The following is a 21,234-nucleotide window of genomic DNA, read 5'->3' on the forward strand; positions in this document are numbered from 1 at the left end:
GAGGTTGGTCTCGATGGTCCATCCGCCGCGGTGGGGGGTGTGGTGGTCGTAGGGGACGATGTGGTCGAGTTCGCAGTCGGTGGAGGGGACGTCGCATCCGGGGTGGGTGCAGGTGCGGTAGGTCATGCGTACGCGGGCGGCGAGGTCGGTGGTGGGTCGGTAGGTCAGGGCGCCGGGTGGTGGTTCGGTGTCGCCTCCGTGGCCGTCGGGGTGGGGTCCTGCAGCGAGCGTGGGGTCGGCGGTGATCGCTGCTAAGAGCGTCGCGGTGATCTGCGCGCGAAGGGTGTCACTGAGTAGACCAGTGTTATTGGGCAGACCGGTGGCGCTGGGCAGACCTCTGCCGCTGGTGGCTGTGCTGGTGGGTGTGGGTACGGTTCCTGCTCGGCGGATCCGGCCGCGGTGGATCAGGCGTGGTACCCGAATCCGTAGGGAGGAGAGCACTGTCTTCTGTTTTTGTCGCCGATCGGCTGGCTCGTCGTCGTCGGCGGTATCGGTGTCACCCAGGCCCGTGTCATCGGGAGTCACTGTGTCATCGGGAGTCACTGTGTCGTCGGGAGATGCTGTGCCACCGGGAGGGTCGGCCTTGTCCGGTTCACCTTGTGTCTGGGTGTGTGGTGTTCGGGCGGTGAGGACGTCGTGGAGTTCGGTGAGCAGGCCTTGCCAGTGGGCGTCGGTGGCGATGAGGCGGGCCAGTTCCGGGTCGAGTGGGGTTCCGTCGGCCAGTACGGCGGGGTTCTGGCGTAATCCGAGCAGTGTTTCGGCGTCGAGGAGGATCTGCACCAGCGGACCCCGCCGAGGATCGGGCCGGTCCGCGGCACCGTCCAGCGGGCAATGCTCACCGCGCCCGCAGTGGCATTCGAGGGCGTGTTCGCCGTGGATCAACGCCATCAACCCATCGACCCGTAGCGCCGTGCTCGACCGCGGGTCCTCTCGGCAGACCGTTGCGGCGATCTCGGTCACCACTGCGTCGACTTCGGCGCCTTCGAGGTCGGTGACGATCGCTTCGAGTATCGATGCCCCGCCGGAGTCGCGGCGCACCCGCATCCCCCGGCTACCGCGCACCGTGCGCTCTTGCGCGGCTGCGGCTTCGTCTCGGTCGTGGGTGAGCCACAGTCGCCACAGCCACAGTCGCAGTGATCGCGGCGTCAACCGTTCCGCCGCAGCGACAGCCTCGTGTTCGAGGGCTGCGATGGTGGCATCGGATGCTTTGCCCAACACGGCGGTCAACACCTGGATCCGCGGCCAGTCGATTCCGCCGAAGACGAACCGCAGCGCCGTGAGCGGCATCCGCGACAGCTCCTGCCCGACGGTCAGCAACGGTCTCGTGGCGCTCTGCGACAGACCCAGCGTCACCGCCACCTCGGTGACCACCTGCGCCAGAACGGTCAACGGATCACCACCGGCGTTGTCGTCGGTGGTGTTGTCGGCGTCGGTGAGGCGGATGTCGGCGATTTCGCACACCGCTTCCACCGTTCTGGCGCGGGCTATGTTCTCCCGTACCCGACACACCGCGGCGTAGCCTGCCAACCCGGCCACGCATGCCGTACTCGATCCCGCCGAAACCCCCGTATCGAACATACTTTCGAATATACCGAGAGGGTCCGACAGGTTCGCTCAATTAGCTGGTCAGGCATCACTGAAGCACCCGGTCGAGGAGGTGTTCGATGAGTTGCTCAGCGGAATGCCTTGTGCTGTAACCCTGCAGCATGCCTTGTGCGAGTCCGCCGACGGCCATGAGTACGAGTTCGGCGGCGACTGAACGAGATTCGGCGTCACCGCGCGCACCTGCGAGCTGGTCGGTGACGAGAGTCGCGAGTGCTCGCGGTGCGGCGAAGGTGTCCTCTGACGCTCCAGTCTTCGCCAGACCGCGGATCGGTCTGCTGCTGAAGTTTCTCTCGGCCGGAATTGCGCCGACGGAGAAGCGGATGCGGAAGCTCGTCGAATGGCCTTAACCTCGTACCGTGCTCCGCGACGAGGAATACGCTCTTGCGCTGGCCGCGGTGAAGTTTCACGGACGCGGAGGTCGGCGCGATCACTGCACCGAGCCTTGTGCTCTTCGGTGCGGGGACGGTCGTCGCCGATCCGAACCTTCTGCGGCCCGGGCTCGTCGACACATCGGGCCTTCACCGACAGCCATGATCCGGTTCGAGCCTGACCGAGCGTCACCAGTTCCGTAGGTACTCGAGTGCGCGTGCTTGGGCGGCGTCGGATTCGGGGTGGGTGTAGAACGCGAAGTGGGTGCCGCGGTCGAGGGTCAGCAATTCGGACTCGGCGATACCCACGTGTGCGTGCTCGCTGTTCTCCGGCAGTACGTCCGAATCCGCGCTGCCCTGCACCAGCAAGGTTGGCGCTTCGATCGCTCCCCATCCCGGGTCGGCGGATTTGGCGAATTGCACCAGATCGTTGTCCCAGCCCGCTTTGCGCCTGCCCACCTGTGAGGCGGTGAGGGCCATGTCGAGGACGAACTGCTTCTTCACCGGATCGGAGTCGATGTATTTCACGTGTTCGTCGAATTCGTCACCACTGAGGGAGCTTTCGTCCGACACGGCGCCCTGGATCACCTGAAGCGGTTGATGCGCAACGAGTGTGCGCATCAACCAATCACCGATCCTGGTGGTCTGAAAGATGCGCGACGCGATGTCCGGAGTCGGGTTGACCCAGTGTTCGCTCAGGCACGCAATGGCCACGAGCGCACCGGTTCGGTCCGGGTGTGTGGCCGCGAACTGGTAGGCCGACGGCCCGCCTCCCGACCATGCCAGCACGCCCACCTTGGCGATCCCCAACTCGTCGAGCAGCGCGGCGTACAGATCAGCCTGCTCTCGCGGCGTCGCGCGATCGCCCAGTTCGGTTCCGAGGTAGCCGGGCCTCGACACCAAGATCGCCTGGAACTCGTCGACGGGGAGGAAGCCCGCCATCGCGTCGGCCGCGTCGATCCCGCCCGGCGAACCGTGCAGCACCAACACCGGTTTTCCGGAGCCTCTGACTGCGTACTCGATGGGCCCACGCGCAGTGGAGATCACCTTCACATCGACCAGTTGTTCCATGGCTCCTCATCAGCGCTCGGCGACTGAGGATCGATTCTGCTCGCCTGCTGACCTCCTCGCTTCGCCCGAATCGTGTGAGAACAGGGCTCTACATACTGAACGCGCCGCTGAAGTCGAGGGGCGCGGCTTCGACGTGCCGTCCGCGGGGCGTTGCGTCGACCAGTACACCGCCGTCGACGACGATGTCACCGCGGACGAGGACCGTGACGGGCTTCCCTCGCAGCGGTGTCCCTTCGTAGGGTGTGTAGTCGGTTGCCATGTGCAGGGTGTCCGTCCCGGCGGTCCATTCGAGGTCCGGGTCCCAGATGGCGATGTCTGCGTCGGCCCCCGGCATCAACGATCCTTTGCGGGGATACAGGCCGTTGGTGCGGGCGGGATTGGTGGAGGTGAGCTCCACGAATCGGCTCGGGGTGAGTCCACGGCCGTTCACGAACGTCGAGAAGATCACCGGCAATCTCGTTTCGACGCCGGGTAGCCCGTTCGGCATATGCCTGACGTCGTGGCTGTGCACCTGCTTCTGGGCGGTGTCGTAGCAGCAGTGGTCGGATCCGATGGTGGTGATGTGGCCGGTGAACAGGTGCTGTCCCAATTCCTCGACGACATCGGCTGCGCGCAACGGAGGGCAGCACACGAAACGTTCCGGGTGCTCGCCCTCGTACGCGGAGTCGTCGAGGATCAGGTGGTGTGCGACGGCTTCGGTGAAGGCGACGAGCCCACGCTTGCGGGCGTCGGCGACGAGTTCCACAGCTGCCGAAGTGGATTGGTGGACGAAGTAGACGGGTGCCTGCTGTGACTCTGCAATCGCGAGAACGGCGGCAACCGACGCGGTTTCCGCCAGTTCGGGTCGTGTCTGCGACATGTGGGCCGCGTCCACACCGTCGGATGCCGCGGCAAAGTTCTGGGCGTCGGTGACGATCGCGTCGGATTCGCAGTGGATGATCACCATTCCGCCGAGGTCGCGTGTGGTCTGCATCGTGTTGAGGATGGTGTGTTCGTTCGCCATCGTCTCACCGGCGTAGGTGGTGAACATCTTCACCGTGCGGATGCCGGCGTCGGCCATGGTCGCGAGCTGATCGGCCGTCGTGTCGTTCCAGTCCACGACGCATGCGTGCAGCGCGGAATCGCACACACCTTCCTCGGCTTTGGCGCGTTGCTTCTCCGCTGCATCCAGCGGTTCCTGGCCGGGACGGGGAATGGCGAAGTCGACGATCGTCGTCGTTCCACCGAACACCGCAGCTGTCGTGCATTCGAGATAGGAATCGAGGGAGGTGAACTCACCGGAGGTGAAACCGACGTGGCAGTGCGGATCGACACCGCCCGGCATGACGAGTTTTCCGGTCGCATCGATCGTTTCGGCTGCTTCGTCGACCTCGCTGCCGGGGCTGAGTACGGCGACGATCTTGCCGTCGTCGATGAGTAGGTCCGCCGGGCCCGCCCAATGGGGCTCGACGAGAGTTCCGCCGCGGACGACCTTCATCGCTGTGCCTCCAGGTATGCCAACCAGCCTCCGCGGTCGCTGATGTCGACGACTCCCGCTGCCGTGAGGGAGTTCTCGCGCATCCGCATCGACAACGATCCCGTGCCGTCGGCCAATTCGATGACACCGAGTTCCAGTTCGGCGGGCTCACGCGGCAACAGTTCCTCGCGGAGTACGTCGTACTCGACCTCGTACAGTTCGCCTGGGACGACGAAGCCCGCGGTCGTCACCGGATGGAGTCCAGGAAACTCGTCGCGCACAGAGTAGAAGCGATACTTCGGTGCGGTGTCGACCGCGCCGAGAAACTTCGCGCGATTCAAGGCGTCGTTGAGCGTGCCACCGGACATTGCCTGCCCGTTGACGAACATGGTGACCAGAGCCATCGTCTTCCTTCTTTCGGGGTGGAGCGTTCAGTGAGCGGTGAGTTGGGTGAGTCGTGCGGGCGAGAAGGTGGAGACGTCCAGCTGCGGGGTCGATCCGTGCACCAGAGCGGTCAAGACCTCCGCCCACAGTGGCGCGAACGTGAACGAATACGTCCCGCCTGCCACGAACAGTCCGGGTGCACCGTCGAGTTCGCCGATGACGGGCATCTCGTCAGGAGTGGTGACGACAGGTCCGGTCCAGGTGTCCGTGGGCGTGTCGCGATGCAGGGACGGCAGCAGCCGCGCGACCTGTGCGAGGTTGCCGACGGTGCTCTCGGCCAGCGTCGGCGCTGCATCATGGTCGTGGAACGGCCCCGCCGGCCAACCGCCTCCGAGGACGAGACGACCACGTCGGTCCTGCTTGATCGACATTCCCTCTCCCACATGCTGAACCAGCACCTCGAGTGCGCCGGGCGCGGCGTCCAGGGAGTGCATCTGAAGGGATGTCGGAACCAGATCGAGCGAGACCCCGGCCATGGCGGCGATCCGAGCCATCCACGGTCCGGCCACATCGACGACGACGGGCGCGGTCCACGTGCCTGCCGGGCTGGCGACGTGCCACACACCGTCGACGCGGTCGAGTCCGGTGACCGGGGTCTCGGGGTGCAGGACTGCGCCTTCGGCGACTGCTTGGCGCAGCAATGCCGGTCCGGCGAGGTCCGGTTCGGCGAACCCGTCCCACGCGCACCAGGTGGCTGCCGTGACGCTCGGCCCGAGCAACGGGAGGGCGCGGCGTGCTTCGTCGCCGGTCAGCACCTCGGTCGGGATCCCTGCTGCGTCTTCCCAGGTGTGCTTCGTCTGCAGCGTGAGGGCCTGTTCGTCGGTCTCCGCGACCATGAAACCGCCGCAGCGGTTCAAGCCGAGGCCAGGAACACTCTCGTCGAGAACATCCCACAGTGCGCTGGTCGACTTCTGCAGTGGCAGCAGCTGTTCGACGTCGACGGCCGTTCCCTGACCGGGGCGTCGGGTGTGAATGGTCTGAATGTGCAGATTGCCGGCGGTCGTACCGGATCCAGCGGTGTTGGGCAGCGTTCGATCCAGCACGGCGACGCGGGAGCCGGCCCGCGTGAGTGCAAGGGCTGTCGCGGCGCCGACGATTCCGGCACCGATGACGACCACGTCGACCTCAGAGTGCATGACTTGCCCCTACCGGCCGCGCGTACGCATCTTGAATGCCGGACTGCACGACGATGTTCTGCAGCACGTCGAGGGTCTCGGGATCGGTGACCGGCAACAGTGGGTCGCGAACGTATCCGCCGGGTTGTCCGAGCAGATTCATCACGGCCTTCAGCTGAGGAATCGGAGATGCGTGAATTCCGCTGTAGTCGCCGTTGATCAGGCTTCCGGAGAACGCGCGGTACTTGTCCACCCAGCCGCGTGCGGAGTCGGCGTCACGTTCCGCGACCGCTCGATAGAAGGGAACGGCGAACGGGGCGCCGACGCCACCGCCGTCGATGTTGCCGTCGCCACCGAGCTCGAGCAGCGTGGCCAATCCTCGGCGGTGCAGGAAGCTCCCGAACACGCGCACTCGATCGGATACTGCTTCGACGGTGTCGAGCATCCTCAGCCAGTCGCCGGTGCTGTCCTTGATCGCCACGACGTTGTCCAAGTCGGCAAGGCGTGAGAACAAGCCTGGTACCGCAGCCATGTCGACGGCCACACCGCGTGGCCAGTTGTACGCCATGAACGGTAGTTCGGTTGCTGTGGAGACTTTTTCGTAGAACCGGAAGGTCTCCTCGCCGGAGGTGTGCACGTACGGCGGGGGAGTGGACAGCACACCGTCGGCGCCTGCCGATGCGGCATGCGCCGCGAGTTCACTCGACTCGCGTGCGGTGTAGGCGCTGACGCCGATGACCACGGGAAAGCGTCCGGCGACGGCGTCGATCGCGATCTCGGCGACCTGTCGGCGTTCGTCGTCGGTCTGGCTGAACCATTCACCGGTGCTTCCGTTGACGAGGACTCCGTCCACAGCGACATCGGCGTAGAGGTTCATCAGGTCGCGGAGACCGTCGGCGTCGACGGCGCCGGACTCGGTGAACGGGGTGGGGGATGCGGGCCAGTAGCCGGACCACGCGACATCATCGCGATTCATGATGGAGACCTTTCGAACGAGATCGGTCGGACGAGCGACCGTCTCGGAGAAGTTTTGGGATCGATTGCATAGACTGCCGTCGGGTGGCCGCGATCGTCAAGCCGGAAACGTACTTGTAACGAGCGCACTGTCCAATATCCCTACCGGCCACCGAGAATGTCCGAGTGAACAGCGAGAGGAAGGTGAGGCGACCGATGGCGGTCACCTTGATCGACGTGGCCGACGCCGCCGGAGTGTCACGGAGTACGGCGTCCCGCGCGCTGAGCGGATCGTCGTTGATCTCGGCCGAGACTCGCGCTGCAGTGCAGGAGGCGGCGCGCTCGCTGGGATATCGACCGAATCGTGCCGCTAGTGCCCTCCGGTCCAATCGTTCGCATCTGATCGGCCTGGTCATGAACAACCTGATCAACGCCTCGTTCCACACTGTTGCCGAAGTGGTGCAGAAGCGTGCGTCGGCGAGCGGCTTCCAGGTTCTGCTGTGCATCACCGACGCTGATCCGGCTCGGGAGAACGACGTGCTCGCGATGCTCGGCGACCACGGAGTCGACGGCACCATCGTCATCGGCAGTGGCCGAAGCGCTGCGGCGTCGAACGCGCTGCTCGCCGAGGGCCGAGCCGTGGTCAACCTCATCAGGTCCGTGCAGGGCAGCAAGGCGTCGACGGTCCTCGCCGACGATCTCGACGGTGCCCGTGATGCCATCGCTCACCTCGTGTCGTTGGGACATCGCCGGATCGGTTACATCGGCGGCACCGAGGACGCGACATCGGGCCGGGAGCGCTACGAGGGATATCGGTCTGCGTTGTTCGACGCGGGCATCGACGTCGACCAGGCCATCGTGAGGAAAGGGCCGTTCACGACCGAGTTCGGCGCCGAGGCCGTGAACTCGCTGTTGGACGGGCCCGAGCCCATGACCGCGCTCTACGCGGCCAACCATGAGGCGGTGTTCGGGATTCTGCCGACCCTGGCGTCGCGAGGGGTTTCCGTGCCCGACGACTTGTCCCTCATCTGCCACGAGGACATGCCCTGGTTGGCGTTGTGGCAGCCGGCGATCACCGTGGTCGACAACGGTGCGGCTCAACTGGCGAATGTGGCGATGGATCTGCTGTTTCAGCAGATCAACGGGGCCGCGGTGCCGGACAGGCGGACCTACCGAGTCGGGGCCCAGCTGGTCGAGCGTGCCTCGTGTGGCGCGGTGACGGGCACAACATGAGCGGCGCGGTACGTGGGGCCGCCACCCTCGAATGGTTAAAACTTCATGTATCGCGTGTCATCCGTGTTAACCACGTTGACGCTGACGAAATGCTCTGAGACGCTTTATGCAATCGATCCCATCGGGATCGGCTCGCACCTCGCGAACATTCGAATGGTCACTGCTGCAGTGCAGTTGACGAACGAAAGGCACACCCATGCGCAGGATCATCACGCGGACTCCGCTCCTCGGAATCGCCGCCGCGGCCGTCGTGGCAGCAGGGCTCACCGGCTGCAGCTCCGCTGCGGACGAGCAGGCAGCGCCGACGGACTGTACGCCGACGCTCGGGGCCTCCGATCTGGCCGAGGAGGGTGCGTTGACGATGGCAACGAACGCCACGTTGCCTCCCATGCAGTACGTCGACGCCAATGGCGACGTCGTCGGAATGCGGGTCGAACTGGGCAAGGAAATCGCCAAGCGTCTGTGCCTGACGCCGAAGTTCGTCAACATCGAGTTCGAGGCGCAGATCCCCGGAGTGCAGAGCGGACGCTGGGACATGATCGACACAGGCATGTTCTACACCCCGGCGCGTGCGGAGACGATCGACCTGGTGCCGTACGAGGTTCAGGCGGTGTCGATTTCGGTGCCGTCGGGTAATCCCGAGTCGATTTCCAGCGTCGACGATCTGGCCGGCAAGACCATCGGCGTCGAGGCGCCGGGTTACGAGTTCGACACGCTCACTGCGTTGTCCGAGCAGTTCGCGTCCGAAGGCAAGCCGCCGCTGACGGTCCAGACCTTCAAGACCAATGCCGATGCTTACCAGGCTCTTTCGGCTGGACAGCTCGACGGAACCTCCATCGTGGAATCGGTCACGTCCTTCTACCAGGAGGACGGACGCTTCGAGACGGCCGTCGGTGGAATCAACGAGGCCCCTCTCGCAATGGGATTCGCCAAGGGCAGCGCGTCGTCCGCCGAGGTCGCACGTGTGCTGACGGAGATGCGTGAAGACGGCTACCTCCCCGAGTTGTTCGAGCAATACGACGTCACCGGGTACGAGGGCGACATCGCCGTCAGTACCGGGCCGCTGGACAGCTGATCCACATGTGGTCCTGGGACGCCTTCTTTTCCATTCTCACCAGCACGCAACTCCTCGAGGGTGCGTGGGTCACGATCTGGCTCACCGTCGTCAGCATGATCCTCGGTTTGATTCTCGCGGTCGTCGTCGCCGCGGCGAGGTCGTCGAAGCTGATGCCGCTGCGCGCGATCGCCGGGTTCTACGTCTGGCTCATGCGCGGAACACCGCTGCTGGTGCAGCTGGTGATCATCTACACCGGCCTACCTCAGGTCGGAATCAAACTCGGTGTCATCGAAGCGGCGTTGCTCGGCTTGGTGCTCAACGAGGCCGCGTACCTGTCGGAAATCGTTCGGTCCGGTTTGCTCTCGGTTCCGACCGGTCAGACCGAAGCAGCGCGTGCGCTGGGAATGTCTCCGACAAAGGTCTTCCGCGTCGTGGTTCTGCCTCAGGCTCTGCGGGTGATGATTCCGCCGCTCGGCAACAGTTTCAACGGTCTGCTCAAGACCACGACGCTCGTGTCGGTCATCTCGGTGCAAGAGTTGCTCCGCCGCACCCAGTTCCTGGTGCAGATCAATTTCCGGGTGTTGGAAGGACTGTGTGCCGCCGCGCTGTACTTCCTCGTCCTCACGACGCTGTGGGGCTTGATTCAGCGCATGATCGAGGTCCGTGTGGGTCGGGGCTACGACCGTGACTACCGACGCAAAGGTGGCACGAAGACCGACAAGTTGGACGACAGTGTGATGGAAGCCGAGGCCGTGAACCGATGATCGACGCAGCGAAAGTGATCGACGCCAGGAAAGTCACCACGACGATGGTCGAGGTGCGCAACATGACCAAGGCCTACAACGATCTGGTCGTCCTCGACGACATCGACTTCACCGTCGACAAGGGCGAAGTAGTGCTGCTTCTCGGCCCGTCGGGCAGTGGCAAGAGCACGTTGTTGCGGACGTTGAACTGCCTCGAGACCATCCAGTCCGGCACGGTGCGTGTCTGTGGGGAGATGATGGGCTTCTCCGACAATGCGAATCGAACTCCGTTGTCCGAAGCACAGATTGCGAAGCAACGTCACCACACGGGCATGGTGTTCCAAAGCTTCAACCTGTTTCCGATGATGACGGCACTGGACAACGTGGCGTCCGGCCCTCGGCACGTGCTCGGCACACAGAAGGACCGTGCACGTCGCCAAGCCCGAGAACTGCTCGATCTGGTGGGCTTGGCGGACAAGGGCGAGAACTACCCCTCGCAGCTCTCCGGTGGGCAACAGCAGCGCGTCGCCATCGCCCGAGCACTTGCTATGAAACCCGAAGTGATGCTGTTCGACGAACCGACCTCGGCTCTGGACCCGGAGATGGTCAACGAGGTGCTCGACGTGATGCTTCGCCTGCGCGACGAAGGCATGACGATGGTCGTCGTCAGCCACGAGATGGGTTTCGCCAAAGCCGCAGCGGATCGTGTGGTCTTCATGAGCGACGGCAAGATCGTCGAGGAGGCGCCCCCGAACGAGTTCTTCGACAACCCGAAGAACGCTCGTACCCAACAATTTCTCAGCCGGATTCTCTGACCGCTGAGGAGCCGATGTTTCGAAGGCCCCGGTACGTGGAAGACAAGACCGAGTTCGGACGTGATCGCCCGGGCACCGCGGTCGAGCCAGGGCCCGGAGGTTCAAACACTCGTGCCTCCGGGCCCGCCGCTGCGGGTATCGAATCCCCCCGACGAATCAGCGACCGATGACGTCCAGGGCTGCTCCGATGATGGAGTCCGTGTCGATGTGGTGGTATCTGTACACCTCGTCCAGTGAGCCCACCTGACCGAAATCACTGACGCCCAACGACGTCGACGCGACTTTGTTGACGGTGGCCAGAAACGCCAGGGTGTGTGGGTGGCCGTCGAGCACGGTCACCAGGGGCGTTGCCCGATCCGCGGGCAGTAGCTGATCCAGAATCCAGGAGTTACCTGCTCTGTGCCCCTGGCGTGCCTGGATTGCGCGGTAGAGCTCGCCGGGGCTGGTGACGCACAGGACGTCGGCGACGACGCCGATGCCGTCGAGTCGTTCGGCAGCCTGGAGTGCCTCGGTCATCAGCGCCCCCATCGCGGCGATCGTGACCGTGGCTCCGTCGCGCCTGACGAGGGGGTATCCGCCGGCGACGACCTGGCGTCGGCGCCGTTCCCGGGCAGCGGGGTCGGCGGGCACGTCGGCCAGTGTCTGATCGACGGGACGGGTGGACAACCGCAGGTACGCGGAGCTGCCGTCAGGCCTGCCGAGGCGGCCGATGCTGGCGAGCAGCGTCCACTCGACATCGATGGCGAACGCAGGCTCGTACGTGATGCACCCCGGTTGTTCCAGGCCGATCGACGGAGTCTTGATCGACTGGTGCGCGCCGCCCTCCGCAGCGAGAGTGACACCGGACGGAGTGCCGACGAGAATCGACTGGCCACCTGCGTAGATGCCGTAGGACCAGGGTTCGAGCGCGCGTTCGACGAACGGGTCGTACATGACCCCGATCGGGAACAAGGGCTGTCCCCACCGACTCCACGTGGCGCCGAGTTCGCCCATGAGTCCGACGAGGTTGGTCTCGGCAATGCCCAGTTCCATGTGCTGGCCGGTGGGCTTTTCCCGCCAATGCATGATCGTTTCGGCGTCGTCCTCGAACCAGTCGCGACGCTCGGCCGAGGACCAGACCCCGACCTTGTTCACCCAGCCACCGAGGTTGGTGGTGGAACTGACATCGGGGCTGACGGTGACGACCCTGCTCGCGGCGTCCGGGGCATCCCGCGTCAGATCGATGAGCACGCGCCCCAGTGCAGCCTGAGTGGTGGCTGTGCCCTTCGGTGTCCGGCCGATGTCGACCGGCACGGCGGGAGGCTCGGATACAGGGACGGGATCGCGACGAAGGCGAGCAGCTGCCGCGTCGCACACCAGGTCCGACGGGCTGCCCGGGGCGAACGTCGCCCACGGATCGGCCGGATCGACGCCGAGGGATCTACCCAGAGCCTCGTACTCGTCGACGGTCAGAAGCGACGAATGATTCTGCGGGTGACCCTGGGTCGGCAGGCCGAATCCCTTGACGGTGTAGGCGATGACGACGGTCGGCCTGGTGTCGTCGATGCGGGAGTACGCGTCGCGCAACGCCGCCATGTCGTGGCCGCCGAGATTGCGGATGGACTCGGTGAGCAGTGCGTCGTCGAGATCGGAGATCAGGTCCGCGATCGCCGACGCGTCCTGGCCTGTCCCGGGAAGCCGGGATCGGAGTTCGTCCGCGGTGCAGCGGAGGAGCCGCTGGTACTCGGGGTTGGGCATATCGAGAATTCGGCTGCGCAGTGCTTCCCCGTCTGGACGGGCGAAGAGATCCTCGAGGAGGCGGCCGAACTTGACGGTGATCACTTGCCAGCCGGCGGCGTCGAACATCTTCTCGAGGCGCCGTGCAGCGATGTTGGGGACCACCCGATCGAGCGATTGACGGTTCAGGTCGACGATCCACACGATCTCGCCGAGCTCGGCGATACCGGGATCGATGATCGCCTCCCACACGGCTCCCTCGTCGAGTTCGGCGTCTCCGACCAGTGAGTACTGGCGTCCGGAAAACCCCGACGGTCGTGATGTCTCGTCGGGATCGCCGAAGCTGGTTTCGACGTATCGGCGCGACATCGCACCCCAGATGGGTGCGGTGGCACCGATTCCCACCGAGCCCGTGGAGTAGTCGACGGGGTCGGGATCCTTGGCACGCGACGGATAGGACTGCAATCCGCCGAACGAGCGCAGAGTGGTGAGGTACTTCGCGTCGAGCTCACCCAGCAGATAGTTGATCGCATGGAGAACCGGAGAAGCGTGCGGCTTGACCGACACGCGATCCCCGGCTTCCAGCTGTTCGAACCACAGCGAGGTCATGATCGAGACCATCGATGCGCACGAGGCCTGGTGACCACCCACTTTGAGTCCCGACGGGTTGGGCCGAACTCGATTGGCGTGATGGATGATCGACGTCGACAGCCACAGCACCCTCTCGGCGATCTCGTGCAGATCGTCACGAGCGCCCCGGGGCGAATGATGTTCGGCGGGAGTGATGCTGGTCATGACTGCTCAGTCGATCAGACATCGATGTACTGCACAATGCACGAACGGGAGACTGAGCACGATGCACGGTTTCAAGTGCACCAGGCGGCGTCGAATTGGTCGAAGTGGTCAGTAGCAGCCGGCCATGACATCTGTCATCACGCTTTCATGGAGAAGTCACTGCACAAGATGATGAGGCGCACTGTTTTTCGTTTCCGATGAACGACAGAGTCGTAGATGGAAAGAGCACCTGGCTCACAGCATCCACGAAGGAGACGAAGATGAGGAATTCGACCAAGTTCGCGCTGACCACCCTGGCCGCTGCCGCGCTCTTCGGGACCGCGGGTGCCGTCGGGACCACGGCAGCGTCGGCGGACACGATCGAGAACCTGACGCCGCGAGCGAACGACGGCGCGCAGTGCGTGGTGTTGGACGACCACGGTCGTGAGCAGGAGTTTCTGTACAGCCCGCTCGACTGCTCCAGCGCTCAGTCGGATATCGATCGCGAGGAGCGCCGCGAAGAACGACGCGAGGAGCGCGCGTCCGCGGAATGAGGCATGAGCCGTTCACCGTGAGATAGTGGCCCATGCGGCCGACCTGTTCTGTGTACGTGGATACCGGCTACCTCTTGGCTTCTGCCGCAACTCGAAGGACAGGCACGTCTCTGCGCAGCGGAATCTTCGTGGATTACGCAACGTTGATCGCCGCTCTGGTCGACGCCGCAGAGACCCGATCGGGCTTACCGATACTCCGCGTGTACTGGTACGACTCCGCGCGGAACGGAGTTCCGGACGCCCAACAGGAGCGCATCGGTGAACTGTCCAAGGTCAAGCTCCGGCTCGGCCGGTTCGGGGTCAACGGTGAACAGAAGGGCGTCGACCTGCGCATCGGACTGGACCTCGTCGCTCACGCGAGGAGCAACGCGTCGGACGTGTTCTTCCTCGTGTCCGGAGACGACGATCTGACCGAGGCCGTCGAGGAGGCACAGGCACACGGTGTGCAAGTGCTGCTCCTGACCGTCCCGACGAACGACGGCAAACCCCACGGCGTCAGTCGCCATTTGATCCGAGCGTCCGACGGACTCGACTTCTTCGACGGCGCCGCCGTGGATGCGGCCGTCATGAAGATCGATCGGCAGCCGCCTCCCGTCGTCGTCACCGATCCGGTGAGCGTCCCCAAGCCTGCGCACCGGCCGGGACCCAAGCCCGGCCCCCGCGTGCCCACTCCGCTCGACGTCGCGTCCACCGCGCAGGCACCCGCTCCCGTTCGGCCCGCGAACGTTCTCGTCTACAGCGGAACCACCGGATCGGGCAGTACCGTCCAACCCGAGTACGTGATGGCGGGTGAGGAAACCGAACTGATCGACGAAGTGGTCTCCCGCGTCCTGGCATCGTTGGAAGCGAGCAGCACACCCGAGGACAAGCTGAGCCTGCAACGCACCAGGCCGAACATCCCACCGGATATCGACCGGGCACTCCTACTCGACGCCTCCGACGCCATGGGGCATCACGACCTCGACGAGGGAATTCGATACCGCCTGCGCGCGCGATTCTGGGAGAAGTACGACGAACAGTGACGGCCGACGGGCCCTACACTCGTCGCATGCATCGCATCTTCACCACCAGCGTCGCTTCGGTGTATCCGCATTACGTCACCAAGCTGGAACGCAAGGGACGCACGGAAGAAGAGTTGCGTGAAGTCGTGGAATGGCTGACCGGATTCGACAGTGCTGCGTTGGAACGCCATCTCTCCGCCGAAACGACGTTCGAGGATTTCTTCGCCGACGCACGGCTCAATCCGGGCGCGTCGTCGATCACCGGTCTGGTGTGCGGGGTGCGCGTCGAGAACGTCGAGGATCCGCTGATGCAGAAGATTCGCTACCTGGACAAGCTGGTTGACGAACTGGCCAAGGGAAAGAAGATGGAGAAGGTGCTGCGGACCTGACCGGACGGGTGTATGTACCGTTGCTGCGGTGAAATCAACTCGTGTTTCGGTGTCCGGTGTTCTCGTGTCCAGCGCGGCACTCGTCCTGACGTTGGCTGCATGTAGCTCCGACTCCGATGCTCCGGCGGCGTCGACGTCCTCCGCCGCATCGTCGGTAGCGGAGGCAGCGACATGCCCCACCGCGGAACCGGACGACGCGGGCGACCCCGAGTGGACTCTGGCGGGAGATACCGGCAGCGTGTCGGTCATCGGTTCCACGGATTCCTCGGCTCCCGTGGTGGACGTCGAGGCGCCGTTCAGCGTCGCGCAGACGCAGGTGCAGACGTTGCAGGCCGGCGACGGACCTGTCGTGGCGGACGACGCCGAGGTCTCGGTCTGCTACATGGGCGTCAACGGACGCGACGGATCGGTGTTCGACAGCAGTTACCAGCGCGGAGCCCCGGTGGAGTTCCCGCTGACCGGCGTCGTCCCCGGATTCCAGAAGGCGATCGCAGGCCAGACGACGGGGTCGACCGTGGCTGTGGCCATGAACTCCGCCGACGGCTACCCGGACGGTCAGCCCCGCGCCGGAATCGAAGCTGGCGACAGTCTTGTGTTCGCGATCAAAATTCTGGGCGTCACCGGATAACTTCCCGGTGCGTGGCACGAATAGTTGCGTGCTGTGACCGATGTTCAGCGCCACGTACCCCGGCAGAATCGATGATGTCAGATCGAGGACTTCGGCGAAGGGCGGCCCGGGATGCGCTTGCCTGGTCTTGCACTCGGCTTCGTGCCGTGGGCGCTGTTCCTCGTGATGCCGCATCGCGAAGGCGACCACGCGCTGCTCTTCTCGAGCATCCTCACTGCGCTCGTTGCACTGGTGCTCACCCACTGGACCCGCGGGCGGGCAGGAATCAAGTGGCTCGGCGCCACTGCGGTGCTCATCTTCGCGGGTTTCGCAGCAGCCTCCCTGGTGTCGTTCCCGTCGTCGACGTGGCTGTCGGAGTACGCGTCGGCAATCGCGCTGTTCGTGCTCGCCGCCGTGATGGCGACGTCGACCCTCGGCGTCACCTTCACCGAGCAGTACGCGCGTGAAAGCCTGCCGAAGGAGTACTGGGGCGCGCCGCGGCTTCGCTCGCTCAACGTGCGGATCTCGGCCACGTGGGCAGTGTGCACCTTCGCGGCAGCCCTGAGCATGACCGTTGCGGCAGCGGTCGCCGACCCGTTCTCGAAATACTTCGCACTCGCGTGGATCGTCCCAGTGTGCTTGACACTCTTCGCTTCTCGTTACACAGCTACGTCGCTGGGGGCCCTCACCTCGCGCGCATGAGTAATGTCAGGTCGTCAATTGCCCGCCCGCAGAACGCCAGTGGATCAAGCCACCGCTCATGTTGACAGCGTCGAAACCGTTCTCCACCAGAAGATTCGCGGCCCCCGCTGATCGCAGCCCGCCCGTGCAGAAGGTGATGATCTTCCGGTCCTCCGGGAAATCGATGCACTTGTCCAGCAGGACTTCCAGCGGTGCGTGCACGGCACCCGGGATGTGCGTCCGGTTCCACTCGAACTCTCGTCGGACATCGACGACGAGCGCGCCCTCCTCCACCAAGCGAACGGCCTCCTCCGCCGAGACGGCGGGTGGTCTACGCAGATAGTGACGGATGCTCATGAGTAACTCGATCCAGGGCGAACGATCATCAGTACGACGACGATCACCCACAACAAGTTGAAAATGCCGGTGGCCATGCCGATTTGCTTCAGCCTTGCCCCGTCGTCGGGAGTCGCCAGGGCCTCGCTCTGCATGGGTGCGATGAGCAAGGCCAACAGGCCGCCGGCCACGATCGTCAGCACGAGAGCGACGCTGATCCACACTTCACCGATGCGCCCTTGAACAGCAGCGAGTACCAGTCCGACGACCGGTACGACGATGGCCAGTAGGCCGTAGACGCGGGTGATGCGATGGAGTGCCTTTGCGACGTCGATGCTGTGTCCGGGCGACGCGTACTTCGGGAACAGGCTTGCGACGACGGCGACCGGGCCGACGAAGAGGATTCCCGCCACCACGTGGATGGAGAGCAACAACGATTCCATGACCTTCAGCCTAGCTGAAGGTCATCGGTGTCGATCACTCCGTGGCCGACATCACCCGCAGCATGTGCTCCCGTAAGGCCTCCGTCAGTTCGGGGTGATTCTCGGCGAACTGCACATCCAGGGCGGTTACAGCCTGAGCTGCATCGTCCAGCAGTCTCAGACCTGCGTTCGTCACCCGCAGCTTCGACGCGGCCCCGGCCTGCGCCGTGCCGTCGTCGACCAGGCCGGAACTGACAAATCCGGCGACCGCACTGTGCGCGCTCTGCACAGTGATGCGAGAGCGACGCGCAAGTTCACTGAACGAAATCCCAGGCGTACCGCGAATATGGCCCAGCAGCCCGTACTTCCGCGTCGTCAGCCCAAAGGGCTTCAGCGCCTCCGCGAACGCCGCATCCCACACCCTCGCCACCGTGAGCAACGTAATCATGGGACTGAACGGAACAGGCGCGGACATACCGGCAGATTACCGACGGCCGGGTTGGTCCGTGTGGTGCGGCTCGAGAATTCGTGCTCAGTTGGTCAGATGCCCTGTATCGCTGAGGCGAGCGTAGTTCTGGTGCAGAACATCATCGACAGCCGAGTAGACGCGTCGGGAAAAGGCGAGAACTGCTATGTCATGCACGAGCAACCGTTCTCGTCGGCGGTAATCCACTATCGGAACTTACCCTCTGGCCGAGGCCTCAGGGTGCGCCGCGTGACGAGTGCGGTAGCGCCCGATGCCAGGACCAGGCAGCCGGTCACGACCCAGGCGATGGTCCGCCAGGGGAGATGCAGTCCGACCTCGGTGCCGGTCAGTTGGCTCAACCCGGCGGCCATGCCCAACAAGGGTGGGATGGTCACGATCGAACCGAGTGCAGAACCGATGAGGACGATGATCACCGTCTCGAAGACTGCCGTCGACAGTAATTGTCGTGATGTGCCGCCGGAGGATTGCAGAGCCGAGATGTCCGGCCCACGACGGTACGCCGACACAGCCATGCCGTTCGCGACGGTAAGGCCGCAGTAACCAACGGACATCGCAATGAGTGTCGCTGCAAGCCAATCGGTCAGCCGAGCGTCGACTTCGTAATCCTGCAGCGCGAAACTGTAGGCATCCTTCACCGTGGCGCCCGGAGGCAGTTCAGAAGGTGTCATTTCCTGCGGCAGGAAGACGACATCGGTCAGGGCTGATGGATCATGCTCGCGCACCAGGTCCCGCGGCAATACGAAGGCCCCACGCGCGGGATCGAGTGGGAGTACCTGCGAGATGGTCACGTTTTCGGACATTCCGTCCGCAAAGCGCACCGTGATCGTCCGTCCGACCTGAACGTCGAGCAAAGTCGCAGTCGCTTCGTCCACAGCAGCATGCCCTGCTGTGGCATAACGTTCGTCGAGACTTCCGATGGCGTCGATGACCGTTGTACTGCCCTGTGTTCCAGGTACGAACAACCGGGTCGGTAGGCCTGCGCGAGTCCCGAGCGGGCCCGCCCCTGATTCCGCCACCACCTGGTCGCTGAGGCCTGGGGTGCCGTCGGATGTCACGAGCACCATTCCCTGCAGTTGCGCGGTCTGCTCGGCGGGATAAGCCACCGCCATCGTCTCTACCATCCCGCTCAACAGCACCGCGAATCCGACGGCTGCAATGACTGGAGCAGCCGTGCCGGCGGCACGTCGCGTACTCGTGGTGAGTTCTGCTCTCAGGAGCATCGGTCCCGCCGAGCGGGATGAACGCGCGAAGGGCCATGTCACCAGCTGTGCGATCGGACCGATGACGATGGGCGCGAGCAGCGCGGCCGAGACGGTGAACAACATGGCTGCTCCGATTGCGTTGGTTGTCCTGCTGTCCGGTGCCGCGCCCGCGGTCAACGCAGTCGCGCCCACACCGCCGAGGAGTGCGGCGATTCCCGATACCCAGCGCACCTTCGTCATGGGATGTCGCTCGACGGCGGCGGCGAGCAGTGCTTCTATCGGAGCCACCCTGGTTGCGGACTCGGCAGCCGTCCAGGCGCCGATCACCGCCACGGCTACTCCGATGGCCACTGCCACTATCACTGGCCAAGCGGAGATGCGCAGATGAAAGTCAGGAGGCTGAACGTCGAGACTCGACAGCACGATTCGCAGTACCGGAGCAAGTGCGAGACCGACTGTAGCGCCGATGATTCCACCGATACAACCGATGGCAGCAGCTTCACCGAGAACCATGCGCCGAACCTGCCCCGGTGAGGCGCCGACGGTTCGAAGCAAACCGAGTTCCCGACGGCGTTCGGCCGTAGCGAGCGCAAATGTCGAGGCTACGACGAAGACGGTCGTGAACAGCCCGATGGACGACATCGCGATGATCAATTGATTACCGAGGTTCCTCCGGTGGCTGACGAATTCGGGCTCGAGTGCTGCTCGATCCTCGCCGGTGACGATCCGGCCGCGGTCGCCCAAGTACTGTTGCGCCGTAGCGGAGACGGCGTCGATCTGCGTGTCCGTCGAAATCACGAGTCCTATCGCCCGGACACCCGGATCGAGTTGCGCAGCACGCTCGTCGGCGAAATACAGACCAGCACCGCTGAGCGTCCCCGATACGGTGAAGGCCTCCAATCCCGCCGCGAGATTGACCGACACAGAATCACCGGGTTCGAAGCCCAGCGCATCCGGTACGACGACCTGATTGCCATTGGTCGGCGGTGTTCCGGATGTCAATCGATACGGGCTCAGATCGACACTCGCCCAGCCGTGTCCGGCTTCTTCGGCTCCCTCGTCCTCGATCGGAATGTCGTCGACCACGGGTTGCGCGTAGAACGAACGGTCGGCGACGACGCGCACGTCCGGCAGGGTGCCGAGATCGTCGGCGATCTGTTGGGCTTCGGTCGCACTCCACGGAACGAAATCCGATGTGTTGCCGAACTCGTTGTCGGCTCGAAGGGGTAATGCGAGCGCAGTCGCCTCGGTCAAACGTGGTTGAACCACGGGGCGTGACGAGTCGTAGACGACGAGTGTCGCACTGATCAGCGCAACACCGAAAGTGGTAGCCAGTAGCGCGGCCATATAACTCGGCCAGTGACTGCGTAGGTTGGCCGACGCAAGCATCAGGACTCCAATCCGGTCAACCGAGTAGCGATCGTGGCAACACTGTCGGACCGACCGCGCTGGATGCTCAGTGAGTCCACTATTCGACCGTCCGCCAGGAAGATCGTTGTGTCTGCATAGGAGGCGGCGAGTGGGTCATGGGTGACCATCACGGTGGTCTGCTGTTGCCGGTCCACCAGTTCACGCATCAGCGTCAGAACGTGTTTCGAAGTCCGGGTGTCCACTGCACCTGTCGGTTCGTCCGCGAAGAGAACATCCGGGCGGGTGATGAGGGCACGCGCGAGGGCGACGCGCTGCTGCTGGCCACCGGACAGTTGAGCTGGACGATGAGAGGTACGGTCCGCGAGTCCCACCTCGGCCAGGGCTGCCGCCACGTCCGTAGGGCGTACGCGCCGACCGGCGAATCGTGCAGGCAGTTCGACGTTCTGAGCTGCAGTCAACGAGCCCACCAGGTTGAATGACTGAAAAACGAATCCGACGTGTCGTCGACGTAGTTCGGTCCGCGCTTTCTCGTCCATCTCGGTGATGTCGGAACCTGCAATCCTCACGGTGCCACCACTCGGTGTGTCGAGGCCGGCCGCACAGTGCAGCAAGGTCGATTTGCCTGAGCCCGACGGGCCCATGATCGCGGTGAAACTTCCTCGGGCGAAGTCCATCGACACCCCGGAAAGGGCTGTCACCGCGCGGTTGCCTCGACCATGCACCTTGCGGACGTCCTCGAGTTCGATCGCGGCTTCTGCGTCGTGGTGCTTGTACATTCCTTCAGTGAATCGGCTGCTCCTGACTCGCACAGTCACGCGCGCTCTATGCGACAG

Annotated in this window: 21 protein-coding genes; 9 read left to right on the plus strand and 12 right to left on the minus strand. The window is 64.3% G+C overall.

The genetic code is table 11. From position 1 onward, the window contains the following. The 6 genes from CH290_RS19865 to CH290_RS19895 all read right to left on the minus strand — a co-directional run. The coding region (locus CH290_RS19865) for an HNH endonuclease signature motif containing protein (RefSeq protein WP_249277816.1) at positions 1-1,578 on the minus strand (1,578 nt) is incomplete at its 3' end. A 584-nt stretch (positions 1,579-2,162) separates the two neighbouring features. After that, positions 2,163-3,044: an alpha/beta fold hydrolase gene (locus CH290_RS19875; RefSeq protein ID WP_033190019.1), complete on the minus strand. Its 882-nt coding sequence runs from the start codon at positions 3,042-3,044 to the stop codon at positions 2,163-2,165. A gap of 88 nt (positions 3,045-3,132) precedes the next feature. After that, positions 3,133-4,521, minus strand: coding sequence for a dihydropyrimidinase (gene hydA, locus CH290_RS19880; protein WP_033190020.1), 1,389 nt, complete (start codon positions 4,519-4,521; stop codon positions 3,133-3,135). Continuing rightward, entirely contained in the window at positions 4,518-4,904 is a 387-nt protein-coding gene (locus CH290_RS19885; protein ID WP_019667566.1) for an allophanate hydrolase-related protein, read from the minus strand. Before CH290_RS19885 ends, hydA begins: the two co-directional genes overlap by 4 nt. Before the next feature lie 27 nt (positions 4,905-4,931). Then, a complete protein-coding gene (locus tag CH290_RS19890) occupies positions 4,932-6,080 on the minus strand; it encodes an NAD(P)/FAD-dependent oxidoreductase (protein WP_230594286.1) in 1,149 nt (382 codons plus the stop codon). Next, positions 6,070-7,035 carry a dihydrodipicolinate synthase family protein gene (locus tag CH290_RS19895; protein ID WP_037107872.1) on the minus strand — a complete coding sequence of 322 codons (966 nt, stop codon included), beginning with the start codon at positions 7,033-7,035 and terminating at the stop codon, positions 6,070-6,072. Before CH290_RS19895 ends, CH290_RS19890 begins: the two co-directional genes overlap by 11 nt. A gap of 194 nt (positions 7,036-7,229) precedes the next feature. Here CH290_RS19895 and CH290_RS19900 point away from each other — a divergent pair, with 194 nt between their 5' ends. The 4 genes from CH290_RS19900 to CH290_RS19915 all read left to right on the plus strand — a co-directional run bounded on the left by CH290_RS19900 (position 7,230) and on the right by CH290_RS19915 (position 10,861). Further along, positions 7,230-8,246 carry a LacI family DNA-binding transcriptional regulator gene (locus CH290_RS19900; RefSeq protein WP_019667569.1) on the plus strand — a complete coding sequence of 339 codons (1,017 nt, stop codon included), beginning with the start codon at positions 7,230-7,232 and terminating at the stop codon, positions 8,244-8,246. Between the two features lie 196 nt (positions 8,247-8,442). Then, positions 8,443-9,321, plus strand: a complete 879-nt coding sequence (locus tag CH290_RS19905; protein ID WP_019667570.1) for an ABC transporter substrate-binding protein — start codon at positions 8,443-8,445, stop codon at positions 9,319-9,321. 5 nt (positions 9,322-9,326) lie between these two features. Then, a complete protein-coding gene (locus CH290_RS19910; RefSeq protein WP_019667571.1) occupies positions 9,327-10,067 on the plus strand; it encodes an amino acid ABC transporter permease in 741 nt (246 codons plus the stop codon). Continuing rightward, positions 10,064-10,861 (plus strand): amino acid ABC transporter ATP-binding protein, encoded by a 798-nt coding sequence (locus CH290_RS19915; RefSeq protein ID WP_019667572.1) that lies wholly within the window; start codon positions 10,064-10,066, stop codon positions 10,859-10,861. The genes CH290_RS19910 and CH290_RS19915 overlap by 4 nt, the downstream gene beginning before the upstream one ends. A gap of 156 nt (positions 10,862-11,017) precedes the next feature. Here CH290_RS19915 and CH290_RS19920 read toward each other — a convergent pair whose 3' ends face one another. Next, positions 11,018-13,372, minus strand: a complete 2,355-nt coding sequence (locus CH290_RS19920) for a thiamine pyrophosphate-binding protein (RefSeq protein ID WP_033190022.1) — start codon at positions 13,370-13,372, stop codon at positions 11,018-11,020. A gap of 260 nt (positions 13,373-13,632) precedes the next feature. Here CH290_RS19920 and CH290_RS19925 point away from each other — a divergent pair, with 260 nt between their 5' ends. The 5 genes from CH290_RS19925 to CH290_RS19945 all read left to right on the plus strand — a co-directional run bounded on the left by CH290_RS19925 (position 13,633) and on the right by CH290_RS19945 (position 16,604). Further along, complete coding sequence (locus CH290_RS19925) at positions 13,633-13,905, plus strand: hypothetical protein (protein ID WP_230621040.1); 273 nt, start codon at positions 13,633-13,635, stop codon at positions 13,903-13,905. Positions 13,906-14,033: 128 nt separating this feature from the next. Further along, a complete protein-coding gene (locus CH290_RS19930; protein ID WP_033190024.1) occupies positions 14,034-14,927 on the plus strand; it encodes an NYN domain-containing protein in 894 nt (297 codons plus the stop codon). 26 nt (positions 14,928-14,953) lie between these two features. Then, positions 14,954-15,295, plus strand: coding sequence for a DUF2200 domain-containing protein (locus CH290_RS19935; RefSeq protein WP_033190211.1), 342 nt, complete (start codon positions 14,954-14,956; stop codon positions 15,293-15,295). Between the two features lie 49 nt (positions 15,296-15,344). Continuing rightward, positions 15,345-15,923: an FKBP-type peptidyl-prolyl cis-trans isomerase gene (locus CH290_RS19940; protein WP_020111106.1), complete on the plus strand. Its 579-nt coding sequence runs from the start codon at positions 15,345-15,347 to the stop codon at positions 15,921-15,923. A gap of 111 nt (positions 15,924-16,034) precedes the next feature. Further along, positions 16,035-16,604: a hypothetical protein gene (locus tag CH290_RS19945; RefSeq protein ID WP_033190025.1), complete on the plus strand. Its 570-nt coding sequence runs from the start codon at positions 16,035-16,037 to the stop codon at positions 16,602-16,604. A 6-nt stretch (positions 16,605-16,610) separates the two neighbouring features. On the opposite strand, the gene CH290_RS19950 is transcribed toward CH290_RS19945, so the two are convergent. The 5 genes from CH290_RS19950 to CH290_RS19970 form a co-directional block, all read right to left on the minus strand. Beyond that, positions 16,611-16,940 carry a rhodanese-like domain-containing protein gene (locus CH290_RS19950; RefSeq protein ID WP_019667580.1) on the minus strand — a complete coding sequence of 110 codons (330 nt, stop codon included), beginning with the start codon at positions 16,938-16,940 and terminating at the stop codon, positions 16,611-16,613. Continuing rightward, a complete protein-coding gene (locus tag CH290_RS19955) occupies positions 16,937-17,362 on the minus strand; it encodes a hypothetical protein (RefSeq protein WP_019667581.1) in 426 nt (141 codons plus the stop codon). Before CH290_RS19955 ends, CH290_RS19950 begins: the two co-directional genes overlap by 4 nt. A gap of 34 nt (positions 17,363-17,396) precedes the next feature. Then, positions 17,397-17,816, minus strand: coding sequence for a MarR family winged helix-turn-helix transcriptional regulator (locus tag CH290_RS19960; protein ID WP_033190026.1), 420 nt, complete (start codon positions 17,814-17,816; stop codon positions 17,397-17,399). A gap of 197 nt (positions 17,817-18,013) precedes the next feature. Then, complete coding sequence (locus CH290_RS19965) at positions 18,014-20,419, minus strand: ABC transporter permease (protein ID WP_230621041.1); 2,406 nt, start codon at positions 20,417-20,419, stop codon at positions 18,014-18,016. Continuing rightward, positions 20,419-21,177 (minus strand): ABC transporter ATP-binding protein, encoded by a 759-nt coding sequence (locus tag CH290_RS19970; RefSeq protein WP_033190028.1) that lies wholly within the window; start codon positions 21,175-21,177, stop codon positions 20,419-20,421. The genes CH290_RS19965 and CH290_RS19970 overlap by 1 nt, the downstream gene beginning before the upstream one ends. Between the last annotated feature and the right edge of the window lie 57 nt (positions 21,178-21,234).

Origin of the sequence: Rhodococcus sp. 06-156-4, assembly GCF_002259345.1 — a bacterium.
Lineage (GTDB): Bacteria > Actinomycetota > Actinomycetes > Mycobacteriales > Mycobacteriaceae > Rhodococcoides > Rhodococcoides fascians_E.

Coding starts and splice junctions, on each gene's coding strand:
- CH290_RS19890 (WP_230594286.1), bottom strand. CDS start 6,080: ATGCACTCTGAGGTCGACGTGGTCGTCATCGGTGCCGGAATCGTCGGC.
- CH290_RS19910 (WP_019667571.1), top strand. CDS start 9,327: ATGTGGTCCTGGGACGCCTTCTTTTCCATTCTCACCAGCACGCAACTC.
- CH290_RS19965 (WP_230621041.1), bottom strand. CDS start 20,419: ATGCTTGCGTCGGCCAACCTACGCAGTCACTGGCCGAGTTATATGGCC.
- CH290_RS19935 (WP_033190211.1), top strand. CDS start 14,954: ATGCATCGCATCTTCACCACCAGCGTCGCTTCGGTGTATCCGCATTAC.
- CH290_RS19900 (WP_019667569.1), top strand. CDS start 7,230: ATGGCGGTCACCTTGATCGACGTGGCCGACGCCGCCGGAGTGTCACGG.
- CH290_RS19895 (WP_037107872.1), bottom strand. CDS start 7,035: ATGAATCGCGATGATGTCGCGTGGTCCGGCTACTGGCCCGCATCCCCC.
- CH290_RS19960 (WP_033190026.1), bottom strand. CDS start 17,816: ATGTCCGCGCCTGTTCCGTTCAGTCCCATGATTACGTTGCTCACGGTG.
- hydA (WP_033190020.1), bottom strand. CDS start 4,521: ATGAAGGTCGTCCGCGGCGGAACTCTCGTCGAGCCCCATTGGGCGGGC.
- CH290_RS19925 (WP_230621040.1), top strand. CDS start 13,633: ATGAGGAATTCGACCAAGTTCGCGCTGACCACCCTGGCCGCTGCCGCG.
- CH290_RS19950 (WP_019667580.1), bottom strand. CDS start 16,940: ATGAGCATCCGTCACTATCTGCGTAGACCACCCGCCGTCTCGGCGGAG.
- CH290_RS19905 (WP_019667570.1), top strand. CDS start 8,443: ATGCGCAGGATCATCACGCGGACTCCGCTCCTCGGAATCGCCGCCGCG.
- CH290_RS19970 (WP_033190028.1), bottom strand. CDS start 21,177: ATGTACAAGCACCACGACGCAGAAGCCGCGATCGAACTCGAGGACGTC.
- CH290_RS19875 (WP_033190019.1), bottom strand. CDS start 3,044: ATGGAACAACTGGTCGATGTGAAGGTGATCTCCACTGCGCGTGGGCCC.
- CH290_RS19945 (WP_033190025.1), top strand. CDS start 16,035: ATGCGCTTGCCTGGTCTTGCACTCGGCTTCGTGCCGTGGGCGCTGTTC.
- CH290_RS19915 (WP_019667572.1), top strand. CDS start 10,064: ATGATCGACGCAGCGAAAGTGATCGACGCCAGGAAAGTCACCACGACG.
- CH290_RS19955 (WP_019667581.1), bottom strand. CDS start 17,362: ATGGAATCGTTGTTGCTCTCCATCCACGTGGTGGCGGGAATCCTCTTC.
- CH290_RS19920 (WP_033190022.1), bottom strand. CDS start 13,372: ATGACCAGCATCACTCCCGCCGAACATCATTCGCCCCGGGGCGCTCGT.
- CH290_RS19885 (WP_019667566.1), bottom strand. CDS start 4,904: ATGGCTCTGGTCACCATGTTCGTCAACGGGCAGGCAATGTCCGGTGGC.